Annotated in this window: 15 protein-coding genes and 2 tRNA genes; 13 read left to right on the plus strand and 4 right to left on the minus strand. The window is 40.7% G+C overall.

What is annotated here, in order from left to right; genetic code table 11:
• Positions 1-318 precede the first annotated feature (318 nt).
• The 11 genes from AB5217_RS24200 (at position 319) to AB5217_RS24250 (ending at position 9,344) form a co-directional block, all read left to right on the plus strand.
• Positions 319-756: a hypothetical protein gene (locus AB5217_RS24200; RefSeq protein ID WP_004327118.1), complete on the plus strand. Its 438-nt coding sequence runs from the start codon at positions 319-321 to the stop codon at positions 754-756.
• Between the two features lie 154 nt (positions 757-910).
• Positions 911-1,708 (plus strand): MotA/TolQ/ExbB proton channel family protein, encoded by a 798-nt coding sequence (locus AB5217_RS24205; protein ID WP_004311923.1) that lies wholly within the window; start codon positions 911-913, stop codon positions 1,706-1,708.
• Between the two features lie 33 nt (positions 1,709-1,741).
• Positions 1,742-2,347 carry an ExbD/TolR family protein gene (locus AB5217_RS24210; RefSeq protein WP_004311924.1) on the plus strand — a complete coding sequence of 202 codons (606 nt, stop codon included), beginning with the start codon at positions 1,742-1,744 and terminating at the stop codon, positions 2,345-2,347.
• Between the two features lie 15 nt (positions 2,348-2,362).
• Positions 2,363-3,016 (plus strand): ExbD/TolR family protein, encoded by a 654-nt coding sequence (locus AB5217_RS24215; RefSeq protein WP_004327119.1) that lies wholly within the window; start codon positions 2,363-2,365, stop codon positions 3,014-3,016.
• Positions 3,017-3,042: 26 nt separating this feature from the next.
• Complete coding sequence (locus AB5217_RS24220; RefSeq protein WP_032844179.1) at positions 3,043-3,858, plus strand: energy transducer TonB; 816 nt, start codon at positions 3,043-3,045, stop codon at positions 3,856-3,858.
• Positions 3,859-3,861: 3 nt separating this feature from the next.
• Positions 3,862-4,806 (plus strand): PstS family phosphate ABC transporter substrate-binding protein, encoded by a 945-nt coding sequence (locus tag AB5217_RS24225; protein WP_004296284.1) that lies wholly within the window; start codon positions 3,862-3,864, stop codon positions 4,804-4,806.
• 21 nt (positions 4,807-4,827) lie between these two features.
• Entirely contained in the window at positions 4,828-6,294 is a 1,467-nt protein-coding gene (locus AB5217_RS24230) for a tetratricopeptide repeat protein (protein WP_004296283.1), read from the plus strand.
• 172 nt (positions 6,295-6,466) lie between these two features.
• A complete protein-coding gene (locus AB5217_RS24235; RefSeq protein WP_004306914.1) occupies positions 6,467-7,312 on the plus strand; it encodes an ATP-binding cassette domain-containing protein in 846 nt (281 codons plus the stop codon).
• Positions 7,313-7,318: 6 nt separating this feature from the next.
• Positions 7,319-8,140, plus strand: coding sequence for a hypothetical protein (locus AB5217_RS24240; protein ID WP_032844180.1), 822 nt, complete (start codon positions 7,319-7,321; stop codon positions 8,138-8,140).
• 11 nt (positions 8,141-8,151) lie between these two features.
• Positions 8,152-8,520 (plus strand): GntR family transcriptional regulator, encoded by a 369-nt coding sequence (locus AB5217_RS24245; protein ID WP_032844181.1) that lies wholly within the window; start codon positions 8,152-8,154, stop codon positions 8,518-8,520.
• Positions 8,521-8,537: 17 nt separating this feature from the next.
• Positions 8,538-9,344 carry a hypothetical protein gene (locus tag AB5217_RS24250; RefSeq protein WP_032844182.1) on the plus strand — a complete coding sequence of 269 codons (807 nt, stop codon included), beginning with the start codon at positions 8,538-8,540 and terminating at the stop codon, positions 9,342-9,344.
• A gap of 145 nt (positions 9,345-9,489) precedes the next feature.
• Here the strand turns inward: AB5217_RS24250 and AB5217_RS24255 are convergent, their stop codons facing one another.
• From AB5217_RS24255 to AB5217_RS24265, 3 genes are all read right to left on the minus strand, one after another.
• The gene (locus tag AB5217_RS24255; protein WP_032844183.1) at positions 9,490-11,127 is read right to left on the minus strand and encodes an alpha-galactosidase D; all 1,638 of its coding nucleotides are present in this window, start codon (positions 11,125-11,127) and stop codon (positions 9,490-9,492) included.
• A 107-nt stretch (positions 11,128-11,234) separates the two neighbouring features.
• Positions 11,235-11,307 (minus strand) — tRNA-Pro (locus AB5217_RS24260).
• 13 nt (positions 11,308-11,320) lie between these two features.
• Positions 11,321-11,393: transfer RNA gene (locus AB5217_RS24265), tRNA-Phe, on the minus strand.
• Positions 11,394-11,592: 199 nt separating this feature from the next.
• Between AB5217_RS24265 and AB5217_RS24270 the strand changes: the two genes are divergently transcribed.
• On the plus strand, positions 11,593-12,861 hold the full coding sequence (locus AB5217_RS24270; protein ID WP_004327130.1) for a sensor histidine kinase: 1,269 nt from the start codon (positions 11,593-11,595) through the stop codon (positions 12,859-12,861).
• A gap of 231 nt (positions 12,862-13,092) precedes the next feature.
• Here the strand turns inward: AB5217_RS24270 and gadC are convergent, their stop codons facing one another.
• Positions 13,093-14,820, minus strand: coding sequence for a putative glutamine/gamma-aminobutyrate antiporter GadC (gene gadC / locus AB5217_RS24275; protein WP_004296275.1), 1,728 nt, complete (start codon positions 14,818-14,820; stop codon positions 13,093-13,095).
• Positions 14,821-15,036: 216 nt separating this feature from the next.
• Between gadC and AB5217_RS24280 the strand changes: the two genes are divergently transcribed.
• Entirely contained in the window at positions 15,037-15,819 is a 783-nt protein-coding gene (locus tag AB5217_RS24280) for a potassium channel family protein (RefSeq protein WP_004311932.1), read from the plus strand.
• Positions 15,820-16,223 lie beyond the last annotated feature (404 nt).

Raw genomic sequence — 16,223 nt, forward strand, 5'->3', positions numbered from 1 at the left:
GAACAGAGAAGTTAAGCCTCGTCACGCCGATGGTACTGCGTAACAGTGGGAGAGTAGGTAGCCGCCGTTTTTAAGAAAAGTCCCCTTCAGTAGGAATATTGGAGGGGATTTTTAATTTCTTAAAACTCTGGATATTCAGAGGAAATGTTTTTTTAACATATTAAGTCGCAAACTCATCGAACAAAACATATTGTAGCTTGTTTTTATAAAAGAGTTAAACTTAAATGTTTAAATGATGTGAACGACGATAAACATATACAATTAATTGCTACATTTGTGGCCGAATCTATTGTAATTGATTAAACAACTAAAAATACAATGAAACTTTCCCCGAAATTCATATTAGCTTTTCTTCTGCTGATGCTATCTTTTAGCGTAAGCGGAAATGCTATGAATTTCTCTACTTGTATTTTTAGTGACTCACCTTGTCAATTATCAGAATTATCTTCTGACAGCAATCAACGCTCTTCTGTGGATGGGCAGTCTGTTAGCTATGATAGCGTCCGTTCTTTGTCTGTTTCTGACGTAGAATTAGGACTTAAACTCGTAACAGAATCAAACTCTAATAATTATCGTCTGCGGAGAATCATTGAAATCAATGACTCCTTGAAAGACGTTATGCAAAAGTTTCTCGTGTTAAGAGAAAACTCTTTAGTATTGGATCAAAGTAAATCATTTTATTCCGATAAGGATCCACATTACTCCATTACGTGTAGCGACTACTACGTGTTCGCTTTAAGACGCATCCTTATTTAGTCTTTTCTCCATTTTTATTCGTTTTTTTTCGTACTCTGTATGAAACCGTGTGACTTTACCTATTAAAAGTTGCAGGGTCTGTAGCGCAGTGTGTCTAATTGAAAAATTTACTTCCTAAATAACTAAAATTAATTTCTTAACAAAAAAACTTATTATGGAAACTACTAAAAAAACTCAAGTTGTAGGTATAAAGAATGCCGGTATCGTAATCATCTGCTGTTTAGTAATAGCTGTATGTATCTTTCAATTCTTATTAGGTAACCCGTCCAACTTTATGAACAATGACCCTAACAATCACCCGTTGAACATGTTGGGTACTATTTACAAAGGTGGTATCATCGTACCTATTATCCAGACATTGTTGTTAACCGTACTTGCTTTGAGCATCGAGCGTTATTTTGCTCTTCGTTCTGCTTTCGGTAAAGGTTCATTGTCTAAGTTTGTAGCTAACATCAAAGACGCTTTAGCTGCAGGTGACATGAAGAAAGCACAGGAAATCTGTGACAAACAACGTGGTTCTGTTGCTAACGTAGTAACTTCTACTTTGCGTAAGTATGAAGAAATGGAAAAGAACACAGCTCTTCCTAAAGAACAGAAGCTGTTGGCTATCCAGAAAGAACTTGAAGAAGCTACTGCTTTGGAAATGCCTATGATGCAACAAAATCTTCCGATCATCGCTACTATCACTACTTTGGGTACATTGATGGGATTGCTTGGTACTGTAATCGGTATGATCCGTTCATTTGCTGCTTTGTCTGCTGGTGGTGGTGCTGACTCTATGGCTTTGTCACAAGGTATCTCTGAAGCTTTGATTAATACTGCTTTCGGTATCTTGACTGGTGCATTGGCTGTTATTTCTTACAACTATTACACTAACAAAATCGATAAATTGACTTACGGACTCGACGAAGTCGGATTCTCTATCGTGCAAACTTTTGCTGCTACTCACTAATTCTGCGAACCCTTATAAAATCTATTATTAATCATGGGTAGAGCGCAAATTAAAAAGAAAAGTACGTTCATAGATATGACAGCTATGAGTGACGTTACTGTATTGCTTCTGACTTTCTTTATGTTGACTTCAACATTTGTGAAGAAAGAACCAGTACAAGTTACCACTCCGGCTTCCGTATCGGAAATCAAGATTCCGGAGACGAATGTACTCCAGATTCTGGTTGATCCGGAAGGAAAAATATTTATGAGCCTCGACAAGCAGCAGGATATGCAGGCTGTATTGGAGAGCATGGGTGAAGAGTATGGCATTAAGTTTACTCCGGAACAGGAGAAGAGATTTATCTTGTCTTCTACTTTTGGAGTACCTATCAGAAGTATGCAGAAATATCTTGATCTCCCGGAAGATCAACGGGATAAGATCCTAAAGAATGAAGGTATTCCATGCGATAGTGTTGACAATCAGTTTAAATCGTGGGTACGTAATGCACGTGCCGCTAACGCTGATCTACGTATTGCTATCAAGGCAGACGCTACAACTCCATACTCAGTGATAAAGAACGTTATGAACTCACTTCAGGATTTGCGGGAAAATCGGTACAATCTGATTACTTCTCTCAAGGCAGAATCTGAAAATTAAAAAGGAGGAAATACAATGAGTGCTGAAGTACAAGAGAGCGGCGGAAAAAGAGGAAAGAGCAAGCAAAAGAAAATGACTGTCCGGGTGGACTTTACACCGATGGTGGACATGAACATGTTGCTGATTACTTTCTTTATGCTTTGTACCACACTGAGCAAACCTCAGACGATGGAGATAAGCATGCCGAGTAATGACAAAGATATAACTGAAAACCAAAAGAGTATGGTGAAGGCTTCACAAGCAATTACGTTATTGCTGGGAGCTGATAACAAACTCTATTATTACGAGGGGGAACCTAACTATAAGGATTATACCTCGTTGAAAGAAACTAGCTACGGTGCAGATGGACTGCGTGCCGTACTTCTTCAGAAGAATGCTGTTGCTGTCAATAAAGTAAGAGAATTGAAGCAGCAAAAACTTGATCTTAAGATCACGGATGACGAATTTAAGAAGCAGGTTTCCGAGATAAAGAGCGGAAAGGATACACCGACCGTAATTATCAAGGCTACGGATGATGCTTCTTATATGAATCTGATTGACGCGCTGGACGAAATGCAGATATGTAATATTGGTAAATATGTGATAACAGACATTGCAGAAGCTGATGAATTCTTGATGAAGAATTACGATGCGAAAGGTGAATTGTCACAGAACTTAGCCGATAATTGATGTAACACCTAAAAAAGAAAAGTAAAATGGCAAAATTAGATTTAGCTTCTTCGGAATGGTGTCAACTGATTTTTGAAGGCAAGAACCAAGCATACGGCGCATATAGAATGCGTGCCAATTCGACAAAGCGACACAATGTTGCAATGTTGATTGTGGTGATTATAGCAGCAGTTGGATTTAGTATCCCTACACTGCTTAAGTTGGCAACTCCGGAGCAGAAAGAAGTGATGACAGAAGTAACTACTCTGTCAAAATTGGAAGAACCTGAAATCAAACAGGAAGAGATGAAACGCGTAGAACCGGTTGCACCTCCTCCCCCTGCTTTGAAGAGTTCTATCAAGTTTACTGCTCCTGTCATCAAGAAAGATGAAGAGGTGCATGAGGATGACGAGATCAAGAGCCAGGAAGATTTGAATGCTACCAAAGTATCCATCTCTATTGCCGACGTAAAAGGTAATGACGAGGCTAATGGTAAAGATATCGCAGACCTTAAGCAGGTGGTAACACAGGCTGCACCGGAACCGGAAAAGGTTTTCGATATGGTAGAACAAATGCCGACTTTCCCTGGTGGACAGACTGAATTGATGGCTTACCTGGGTAAGAATATCAAATATCCGACTATTGCACAGGAGAATGGAACACAAGGTCGCGTTATCATACAGTTCGTTGTAGAACGTGATGGTTCTATTTCTGACGTACATGTGGCTCGTGGTGTAGACCCTTATCTGGATAAGGAAGCTGTTCGTGTGGTAAAAAGCATGCCGAAATGGCTCCCTGGTAAGCAGAATGGAAAAGCGGTACGTGTGAAGTTCACCGTTCCGGTAATGTTTAGATTACAATAAAAGATGATGAAGAGACAATTTAGGCTGATAGGACTCGTAGCGTTGGTGGTCTTGAGTGCTTGTAACTCAAAATCAAAAGGACCGACGGATACTTATTCTTCCGGTGTGGTATCTATCGCAGCGGATGAGAGTTTCGAACCTATCATACAAGAAGAGATAGAGGTGTTTGAGAGCCTGTACCCTTTGGCCGGGATTGTCCCTCGCTACACAACTGAAGTGGAAGCGATAAATTTACTTCTGAAAGACAGTGTCCGGTTGGCTATTGCAACCCGGACACTGACTAAGGAAGAAATGAATTCATTCCACAGCCGTAAGTTTTTCCCTCGCGAGATAAAATTGGCTACGGACGGTCTGGCATTGATTGTGAATCGTGCTAATCCGGATTCTTTGTTGAGTGTACGTGATTTCCGCCGCATCCTTACCGGTGAGGTGAAAAACTGGAAAGAGGTTAATCCGAATTCCCGCTTGAAAGGGATTCAGGTAGTGTTCGATAATAAGAACTCCAGTACCGTACGTTTTGCAATGGACTCAATCTGTGGTGGAAAAGAGTTGGCTGAAGGTAACGTCAGTGCCTTGAAAACCAACCAGCAGGTGATAGATTATGTAGCGAATAATCCCGACGCTATGGGAGTTGTTGGAGTAAACTGGTTGGGGAACCGCAGTGATACAACCAATCTTTCTTTTCGCGAAGAGATCAGAGTGATGTCAGTGAGTGCAGAGGATGTGGCAACTCCTGCTAACAGTTATAAACCTTATCAGGCTTACCTGTTCTATGGTAACTATCCGTTGGCACGATCTATTTATGCATTGCTGAATGATCCTCGCAGTGGGCTGCCTTGGGGATTTGCTTCTTTTATGACATCCGATAAAGGGCAGAGGATTATATTAAAATCCGGACTTGTTCCGGCTACTCAGCCGGTGCGTATTGTCCACGTGAAAGACGAATAATAACTAAAATTAGAGACTATAATGAAAAGAGTACAAATGTTTTTAGCTGGAGCGTTTATAGCAGTAGGGTCGCTCTATGCGCAATCATCTGACGCCGAATGGCAGGCTGGGGTTGCGAAATTGAAAGAAACTATTCAGACGAATCCGGCACAGGCTGCTGAAGAAGCTGAACATCTGATTAAAGGAAAAAATAAGAAAAATGTGGAATTGTTGGTGGCTATTGGAGACGCATATCTGAATGCTGACAAGATTCCCGAAGCGCAGGAGTATGCAGCTCTTGCCAGAAAAGCGAATGGTAAATCGGCTCTTGCTTCTGTATTGGAAGGAAATATTGCCGTAAAACAGAAAAATGCGGGTCTTGCTTCTCAAAAGTATGAGGAGGCAATTTATTTCGATCCGAAATGTACGGAAGCTTATCTGAAATATGCAGATATTTATAAATCAGCCAATGCAAGTCTTGCCATTGAGAAGCTGAACCAATTGAAGGACCTGGAACCGTCCAACACAGCTGTAGATAAAAAATTAGCCGAAATTTACTATTTAAAAAATGATTTTAATAAGGCAGTAGAAGCTTATGCGAATTTTGCAATGGGACCTACTGCTACGGAAGAAGATTTGGTGAAGTATGCTTTTGCTTTATTTTTGAACCATGATTTTGATAAATCACTCGAAGTAGCTAATATGGGATTGCAAAAGAATGCCCGTCATGCTGCGTTCAATCGTTTGGCAATGTATAATTATACTGACCTGAAACGTTTTGATGAAGCGTTGAAGGCTGCCGATGTCTTCTTCAAGGAATGTGATAAAGCCGATTATTCGTATTTGGATTATATGTATTATGGACATCTGTTGGAGAGTCTGAAAAAATATGATGATGCAGTAGTACAATATGAGAAAGCGGTAAAGATGGATCCGACGAAGACGGATTTATTTAAAAATATCTCTTCTGCTTACGAACAGAAGAACGATTATAAAAAAGCAATCAGTGCTTACCAGAAATATTATGCATCTCTTGATAAGGAAAAACAGACTCCGGACTTACAGTTCCAGTTTGGTAGACTTTATTACGGTGCTGGTACGCAACCTGATTCATTAGCAATCACTGTTGAAGAACGTAAGCAGGCGTTAATGTCCGCCGATTCTACTTTCCATGCAATTGCGGAAGCAGCGCCGGACAGCTATTTGGGTAACTTCTGGAGAGCACGTGCCAATTCTGCACTTGACCCTGAAACAACTCAAGGACTTGCGAAACCTTTCTATGAGGAAGTGGCCGCTTTATTGGAAAGCAAAAACGATCCTCATTACAATTCAGCTTTGGTTGAATGCTACAGTTATCTTGGATATTACTATTTGTTAGCTATCGAAAATCCGGCATTGAAAGCCGAAGCAAAGGCTAACAAAGATAAATCCATAGAATACTGGAGTAAAATTCTGGCTATAGACCCCGCTAATGCTACTGCTAAAAGGGCATTGGACGGCATCAAATAGTGAATAATTTTAGTTGTTTGTCGTGACAGGAGGAGTGGAGAGTGATCTTAGCTCCTCCTTTTTTTGCACTTTTTTCTCCTTTTCTATTGGAATATTCAAAAGATTACCTACTTTTGTGGTGTACTATTACACTAATACACCTAAAGATCATTATTCATTAAACAGAAATACTATGATTACAGTAGAAAATCTTTCATTTACTTATCGTAAATCGAAGCGTGCGGTACTACGTGATTTTTCGCTTTCGTTCGAATCCGGCAGGGTATATGGACTGTTGGGAAAGAATGGTGCGGGAAAATCTACTCTTCTCTATCTGATGTCCGGCTTGTTGACTCCTAAAAACGGCAAAGTGATGTTTCACGATACAGATGTACGCCGTCGGTTGCCGGTTACTTTGCAGGATATGTTTTTAGTTCCCGAAGAATTTGAGTTGCCTTCGGTTTCTTTGGTCAGCTATATTGAGTTAAACAGTCCTTTTTATCCTCGTTTCAGTAAGGAAGAGATGATTAAATATCTCCATTATTTTGAGATGGATATAGATATTGATCTCGGATCGCTTTCTATGGGGCAGAAAAAGAAAGTGTTCATGAGTTTTGCGCTTGCTACGAATACCTCTCTTTTGTTGATGGATGAACCGACCAACGGGCTGGATATTCCAGGCAAAAGTCAGTTCCGCAAGTTTATAGCATCGGGTATGTCGGATGATAAGACGATTGTGATTTCCACACATCAGGTTCGTGACATCGACAAAGTGCTCGATCATGTGTTGATAATGGATGACAGTCGTGTGTTGCTCGATGAATCGACAAGTAATATTTGCGACAAACTTTTCTTTGTGGAGAGTGATGATCGGGAATTGGCCAAAAGTGCGCTTTTTGCAATTCCTACTATTCAGGGTAACTACCTGATCCTTCCTAATGAAAAGCAGGACGAGTCGGAACTAAACCTGGAACTTCTTTTTAATGCTACACTGGCTACTCCTGAAGAGATAGCCCGATTGTTTCACACTCAAAAATAAAAGACGATGATAAAAGATACTTTTTTCAGTTTGCCTCGTTTTATGAATCTTTGCCGTAAGGAGATGGTGGAGAATTGGAAATCGAATGTGCTTCGTATGGTGTTGATGTATGGAGTGATGGCAGTGGTAATGGTTTGGAATGGATATTTTAGGTATAGAGGTACTTATAATTATCAGGAAGATCCGGCGTGGATATTTCTTCTTGTCACTTTTATCTGGGCTCTGTGGGGATTCGGTTGTTTGAGTGCTTCGTTTACAATGGAAAAGATGAAAACGAAAACGAGCCGTACTTCCATGTTAATGATTCCGGCAACTCCTTTTGAGAAGTTTTTCTCCAGATGGTTTGTATTTACAGTTGTGTATCTGGTTGTTTTCCTGATATGTTATAAGTTGGCGGATTATACGCGTTTTACTATTTATTCTTTGGCTTATCCGGAGAAGGATTTTATTGCTCCTGTCGACTTGTCGCATTTGGTTGGTGATGAAAAATATTATACTTTATGCAGGCGAGGCTTGGAATTTGGAGCGCTGATATCAGGTTATTTCTTTGTTCAATCCTTATTCGTATTGGGCAGTTCGATTTGGCCTAAAAATTCTTTCCTGAAAACATTTGCGTCGGGAACCATTATTGGTATGGTATATTTTGCTGTCGGTGCTTTGGTAAGCAAAGTGCTGTTGGAAAGCGGCAGGTATTATTCAGGAGGTGTGCTGGAGTCGAAAGAAACCACTCTGTGGATTGTAATTGTTGCCGGCATCTTTTTTGCGTTGGTGAATTGGGTACTGGCTTATTTCCGCTTTAAGGAGTCTGAAATTATTAATAGAATGTAATACCTTAGCCTATGAATTTTAAAGAAAGTAAAGCTATTTATTTACAGATTGCAGATAGAATCTGTGATGAGATATTGCTGGGGCAATATCCGGAAGAGGAGCGGATCCCTTCTGTCAGAGAGTATGCTGCCATTGTGGAGGTGAATGCTAATACGGTGATGCGTTCCTTTGACTATCTTCAGGTACAAAATGTTATTTATAATAAACGTGGCATAGGGTATTTTGTAGCTTCAGGAGCAAAAGAGCTGATTCATTCTCTCCGTAAGGATACCTTTCTGAAAGAAGAATTGGACTATTTCTTTCGTCAGCTGTATACGCTTGATATACCGATAAAAGAAATAGAGACAATGTATCATGAGTTTATAAAAAAGCAGAAATAGAATAAAGACGAAATATTATGAAACGTACTACTTATATATTTATAGGCCTTCTCGTTTCCGGATTGATTGTAATTGTGGCAACTATTATTTTCATATTTATGTCGGGGAAGCCTTACCAGGAAGATGGAGCCTTTTTGGGTAATGAACAGGTGAAAATGGATTTGAATGGCGTACATGTTATAAAGGTGTTTACCAGCCAGGATGGAGTATCTGAAGCGAGACGTGTGTTTATTAGCGGCGAAATGAAAATAGGATCTACTGCTGCTTCGTCAGGGAAAGAACAGGTTTCATATCCGAAAGGAGACTATTTGAATGTTACCCAGAAGAATGATACTTTGTTTATGAAGTTAGATCTTAATGTGAACAATATTCCGGAAAAGTATCGGGACAGAGATTATATCTTTGTGAGTGGTTTTGATGTGAGTTTGGCTGTGGATTCACTGACCGGTATAGTTACCGGTGAAGAAGGTTTGAAATTGAATCTGATAGGTATTGAAACAGATTCATTGTTTGTCCGTGGTAATCGTTATAACATATCATTGGATTCTTGTCGACTTGGTTCGTGTGATATTCAGGGAAATGGGCTGGACTTTCATGCAAAGGATAGTAAAATTGAAAACTTCTATCTGAATTTGGATGGTGTATGGAGATGGACATTTGAGAATACAGAAGTGGGGACGGAATATCTGAGTGGCAGCAATCAGCACTCTAATGATCTGCAGAAAGGAGAATGTAAGCGGGTGGTCTGGACACCTCTGACAGAAGATGCACGTTTGCAGGTGAATGTAAGAGAGAAAGCGGAAATTACGATAACACCGGAATAAACAGGAATAGGTATGAAGAGATAAAATATGATACGAATTACTAGACAGTATCTAAACTAAAAAGGAGCAATAATGGATTTTAAAATGCCTGAGGCATATTTATTCCGTTATTACTCCTTTTAATATATGAGGTTATATAGTCAAATTACAGCGCTTTCTTCAGAGTGAAGCAGTCGATGTCCGGTGCCCAGTTATAACTATTACCCATGCGAATAGTGTTGTATCCGGCTTTTAATTCAACGGGAACTGTGATTTGGTTATGACCGTTATCCTTTCCCAAAGAGTCGATTTTGGTAATGATACCGTTTACGTCCAGTTCTATTTGTCGTCCTTTGCCATATAAATAATGGATGGTCATATCATAGCGTCCGCCATTTTCGCTATATACTTCCCGCCATTCGGCATAGTTTTCAGGTTGTCCGCCAAGGAAACCTACTTTCATTTTGCCGGAGGCTTCCTTATCATGGGCATAAATAATACCTTTAGGATTTTTGCCAAGGTCATTGAAAAGAGGTAGGTAAGCCCATTCCGCTTCGTAGAGGGTCGGTTCCAGACGTGTTTCGCCTTCTATGCGGAGGAACATGGCACTGTGTGCAGGAAGCGTTTGTTCGAAGGTACCGGAGAAGTTTCCTAAATCGCTATGTTTTACCAGATCACGTACTTTTACGTTTCCTCCAAATTCCAGTGAAGAGAACGGCACGGAAAAACTACAGATGGTATCGGAAGGATTGTAAAGAGCTACTGCACGTACATTCCCACGTTTCTGTTCAATATCTTTTACGAGTACATAACCTTCATTTTCATGTTGAGCTACATAAGCCTGTAAGCCCAGCGGATCTTGGTTGAGGGCGATCAGTTCTTTATTTGTCAGCAGTTCGAGCGAAGAATCCGGCATGTTTTCCAGATTGCATCCGATAAGCAAAGGAGAGCTCATGATACACCACAAACCGAAATGAGCTTCTTCTTCTGTCGGGGTAAGACCTTGTCCACCTACTTTACTGTCGTTGCGGAATCCGATGACCATCATATCCATGTCATTATAATGTCCGTTTCCGGCATAAGCCGACAGGTAGAGATTCTTTCCGACTACATATCTTAATGATCCCCAATGTGCATTAATATCTCCACTGATACGCCAGGAAGTTGCTGCATCTTTAGCCCAAGTGCCCGGGAAGGCCCATCGGCAAATATTGATGGAAACATCTTTGTTTACTTTGTCTATACTGTTCCGGATGGAAGTGTAGCGTTCCTTTTCATTAAGTCCCAGCACATCTCCTCCGCAGTAATCAATTTTGATAAAGTCGAAACCCCAGTCGCCAAAGTATAATTGGGCGTCTTGCGGTTCGTGTCCATAGATACCAGCTCCTACGCCTGCTGCATCATTGTCCCACATGGAGCCACATGTACTGTTGCCCGCATCGGTATAGAGACCGGCTTTCATTCCCAGGCCGTGAACGTAATCCGCAATTGGTTTCATCCCATTCGGGAAACGTTGTTCGTGGGTATGCATAATTCCGTTGTCATCGCGCTTTCCGAAATAGCCGTCATCAACATTGACATAATGATATCCGGCATCTTTCAGACCTTTTTTCACCATCAGGTCGGCTTGATGCTTGATGATGTCTTCGCTGATGTCTACGCGAAATGCATTCCATGAACTCCATCCCATGATGGGAGGATTGACTGTCTTTTCATTCTCGGAAAGGGTAGTTTGAGTTTTTGTGCAGCTGATGCACATAAAAGAAGCTACTGCTACTGTAAAGAGATAAATCCTGTTTTTCATGATATAATAGGTTGTGTTTTATTACATATCCGTCCTGAATTTGTTCAAGTGACTGAATAGAAATAAAGGGCAACTTACTGTACTCCAGAAAGTTACCCTTTATTTTGTCGGAATGAGGCGACTCGAACGCCCGACCCCTACGTCCCGAACGTAGTGCGCTACCAACTGCGCTACATTCCGATTGCTTAAGAAGTGGTGCCACCAGGAATCGAACCGGGGACACAAGGATTTTCAGTCCTTTGCTCTACCAACTGAGCTATGGCACCTTTCTCGTTTGCGGGTGCAAAGATAAGTATATTTTTTAATACCGCAATAACTTAAAGGGAAATTTTTACCAATTTCTGACTCGTGGAAATATAAATGCATTTTTGTTAGAATAAATATGTAGATAAACAGCTATTTATGCGACATATTTTATAAATTTACGCACTGAAACGATCAAAACAATATAAACACTCTATTACTATGTCATCACTGGCGATTATTGTTATAATAGTTTTGTTAGCTGCCTTCATCTATATGTGGGCAAAGTGCCACTCACTCCAGAAAGAGGTGCATTCGAAGGAAAACAAAGAGAATGAACTTAAAAAGTTGGCTCTGGTTTTGCAGAACATCAATGCTTACTTCTTATTGATTGACAAGGATTTTGTGGTTTGTGACACCAATTATTATTCTTTAAACCGTCTTCCGATTCAGGTAGGTGGAGTTACCAAAAGAGTCGGGGATTTGCTGCATTGTAGAAATGCGATTGCAGCCGGTGAATGTGGTCAGCATGAACAATGCAAACTATGTTGTATCCGTGCGTCTATCGGAAAAGCTTTTTACAAGAAAGCAAGTTTTAAAAATCTGGAAGCTTCCATGAAGTTATTAAGTGAGGATGAAACGAAAGTGACTCCTTGCGATGTATCGGTATCGGGTACTTATTTGAATATTCATGGTGAAGATTATATGGTGTTGACTGTTTATGATGTGACGGAGCTGAAAAATGCGCAAAGGCTGCTGTCTATTGAAAGAGAACATTCCATTTCTGCTGATAAATTGAAATCTGCCTTTATTGCTAATATGAGTCACGAGGTACGTACACCGCTAAATGCAATTGTCGGATTTTCCGGTTTGATGGTATCGGCTTCCAGTGAAGAGGAACGAAAAATGTATGCTGATGTTATTGCAGAGAATAATGAACGCTTGTTGCGCCTGGTGAATGATATTTTCGATCTTTCTCAAATAGAATCGGGAACAGTAGATTTTGTTTATACGGAGTTTGATGCCAATGATTTACTAAGAGAGTTGGAGGGAATTTTTAAGACGAAATTGAATAACTCGTCGGTGGAATTGGTTTGTGAGGCACACATACAACCTATAATGATGTATTCGGAACGGGAACGTATCATTCAGGTATTGTCTAACCTGTTACATAATGCAATGAAATTCACCGAATCGGGTGAAATTCGTTTGGGTTGCAGCCTGAAAGGAACGGAAGAGGTTTGCTTTGTTGTGTCCGATACAGGCATTGGCATACCGAAAGAGGAACAGAAAAAAATATTCTCACGTTTCATAAAACTTGATCGTGAAATGCAGGGGACAGGACTTGGACTGACTCTTTCGCAAACGATCATCCAAAATCTGGGTGGAAATCTTGAACTTGATTCGGAAATTAACCGGGGATCTACTTTCAGCTTTGTGTTGCCACGGGTGATAAAACCGGAACTAATAAAGTCACAGGCAATAAAGTAATCTCCAATCGCTAGGTATTGTATCTATTAAATGATGATTGGCATACTTCTAAATAAGAGGGCCTGCAAAAATCTCTAAAATAAATTCCCCTCACTACAACCGTGAAGTGCATCCCAAAGGTTTTATAACCGACTAAAGGGGAGCACTTCACTGTAGTGAGGGTAATTTTATAAGTTCAAAGCTGTTTGAATAGCCTCTTACTTTTTTGTGAACAGGATGAACACTTATTCTTTACGACTTAGGTGCATCCTTATCTTTGTCTCCGGTTCCCGGAGATGCTTTGCCGGAAGTAGAATTTCCGCCGGATGTAGCAGAACTGCTGCTTGATGGAGTAGCACCGGAAGCGGTGGCACCAGAGGATGCCGCATCAGGAGCTGCTGCATTAGAAACGGTTGCACCAGGCTTAGCTGTACTTGCCCCGGTTGCTCCTCCTGTATGTGCAGAAGTTGCGGTAGGACGGGCAGCATTAGCGTTACTTGCACTGACATTGACAGTGGCAGGTTGAGCCTGAACTTCCCAGTGGAACGGTTCGAAATTGGAGTTTGGATCTACCCAAGACGGTTTCTTGGAAGCATAGATAATAAACGGAGCAATAACAACGATAATGGCACCGATAATCAGTACGGAGAACCAAACAGTGTTGCTACCTGTAGAGATCTGGCTGGGCGGGATGAAGCTGAGGATAAAGGCAAGCAATGATCCGCAGAAACCAAGACCGCCAACAAACCACATCAAACCGTTACCTGACTTACCGATACGGAACGGACGGTTGAGTTTCTTCATCTTATAACGCAATGCGATAGCTCCGGAGAACATCAACAAGTACATAATCAGATAAAGAATAACTGTCAGCTGTGACAGAATCTGATAGAAGCTCTGTACGGACGGCATAACGACGAACAACAGACTTAATACAGTTACAGCGATACCTTGTACGAACAGGATATTCTTCTGTACACCCAGTTTGTTTGTTTTCTGGAAGAACGGAGGCATATACCCCGCTTTACCTACGGCAAATATACCTTTTGACGGACCGGCAACCCATGTTAATACACCTGCCAGTACACCAAATGCAAGAGCGACAGCAATGATTGGTGACAACCAGGAAGCATGAATATATCTGAAATAGTTGTCGAAGCCGACGAGTAGACTTTGAGTCAGGTTGATATCTTTTGCAGGGATAATCACACCTAATGCAAAAGTACCCAAAACGAAGATCAACACTGTGATAAGTGCACCGATGAATACGGCTTTCGGATAGTTTTTGGAAGGGTTCTCTACGTCTTTTACGTGGATACCACCCATTTCCATACCGGCATAAAACAAGAAGATACTGGCAGCAAGAACAACATTATCAAAGTTGGTAAAGTCGGGGAAGAAGCTGCTGTTGAAATCCATATTGGAATGTCCGCCGCTTGCCAGATAAATGATTCCCAAGATAATCAACAGGGCAGCCGGGATAATTGTACCGACCATACCACCGATTTTAGCAACCTTACCTACCCAGCTCATACCTTTCAGGGAAATGAAAGTAGCCAGCCAGTAGATGATAAGCACTACGACGAGCGTATAATACTTATTGTTTGCCAGTGACATGTCATGTACGTCATTCATTCCGATGAAAGCGATAGATACGGCACCAAACGTTAACACTGTCGGATACCAGATCGTACTTTCGATCCATTGTACCCAAATGGCGAGGAATCCCAGTTTTTTGCCGTAGGCTTCGCCTACCCACCGGAACACACCACCCTGCTTATCCTGAAACATCGCCGCCAACTCTGCTGCAACGAGCGATGTAGGGATTAGAAAGACAATAGCTGCAAAAAGATAATAGAAGGCCGAACTCATTCCATATACGGCCTCGGCTGGTAGTCCACGCAAGGATACTACTGCCGTAACATTCATGATAGCCAGGGTAAACACACCCAGCTTCACTGCATTTTTAATATTCGCCATAAGTTAAGGTTTTAAGTGAAAAATATTTTAAAGTCAGTGTTATAACAACATTTTGCGTGAGATGTTTCCGCAATCTCTTTCAAAGTTCGTTAATTAACATCCCCGAAATGGGAGATTGTAACCCCGGATTTACTTCTTCCGAAACAATCGCTTTCTCCAATTGTTTTTAAGCAATCTAAATTATAAATGAATCATTTTATTATAAACTAAGTAGTTATGAAATCAGCGCTTTCAGATTTTATTTCCGGGAAAAAGGGAATCTATGGTATTCTTCACATTATTATATTAGTAATGTCCCTATTCCTGGTTATTAGTATCTCGGTAGATACTTTTAAGGGAATTCCTTTCTATACACAGTCTTCGTATATGAAAGTACAGCTATGTATCTGTCTTTGGTTTCTTTTTGATTTTGTATTGGAGTTCTTTCTGGCAAAACATAAGGGACGTTATTTGCGGACGCATTTTATCTTTTTATTGGTGGCGATTCCTTATCAGAATATTATCGCCTATTATGGGTGGACATTTTCGGATGAGATCACCTATCTTCTCCGTTTCATACCTTTATTGAGAGGAGGATATGCGCTTGCCATTGTGGTCGGCTGGTTGACCTACAATCGTGCTTCGAGTTTGTTTGTCTCTTATCTGACGATGTTGTTGGCAACGGTCTATTTTTCCAGTCTGGCATTTTTTGTGCTTGAGCATCGGGTGAATCCCTTGGTGAATGGTTATGGAGATGCTTTGTGGTGGGCTTTTATGGATGTCACTACCGTCGGTTCGAATATCATAGCGCAGACGGTGACCGGACGTGTACTTTCCGTTTTGTTGGCTGCCCTGGGTATGATGATGTTCCCTATCTTTACAGTTTATATCACAAATCTGATTCAGCAATCTAACAAACGTAGAAAACAATATTACGAAGAGGAGGAACTAGAGAAAAAGGCTTCCGAGAAAAAAGAATTGGCAGAAAAAGCAGCCGTACAGAAAGCAAGCACATCATAATGTGCTTGCGGATAAGATGAAAAAACAGATGAAGTGATGATGACGGTAAAGTGTTGAAAACCAAAGATGAATTACTTTTCTTTATAAGCGGCGAAGGAAAAGGGGTGGAAAAGAGGTATTACTTTCTATCTTTGTTGAGAAGAGATAAGACACGACGCTGTTATAACCGTAATTGAATGAATCAAACTTTACCTTATCCGGGTTAATAACAGCTATCTCATTTTAATAACTAGAGTTGTTCAGGGGTAAGTTCAATTTGTAGCATTTGAAAAATGATGCCGTTTGTATTGAAACATTGGCGGGAAATCAAGAGGGTAAGGGGAATAGAAAAGAGGTTGTGTCAAAACGTTGGCACAACCTCTTTTATATTTTACAGTTCTGCTATATTTTCTTTTGGCTATGCT

Source organism: Bacteroides sp. MSSM.1001136sp1_RTP21357st2_D2_RTP21359_211015 (assembly GCF_040913205.1).
Taxonomy (GTDB): Bacteria; Bacteroidota; Bacteroidia; order Bacteroidales; family Bacteroidaceae; genus Bacteroides; species Bacteroides ovatus.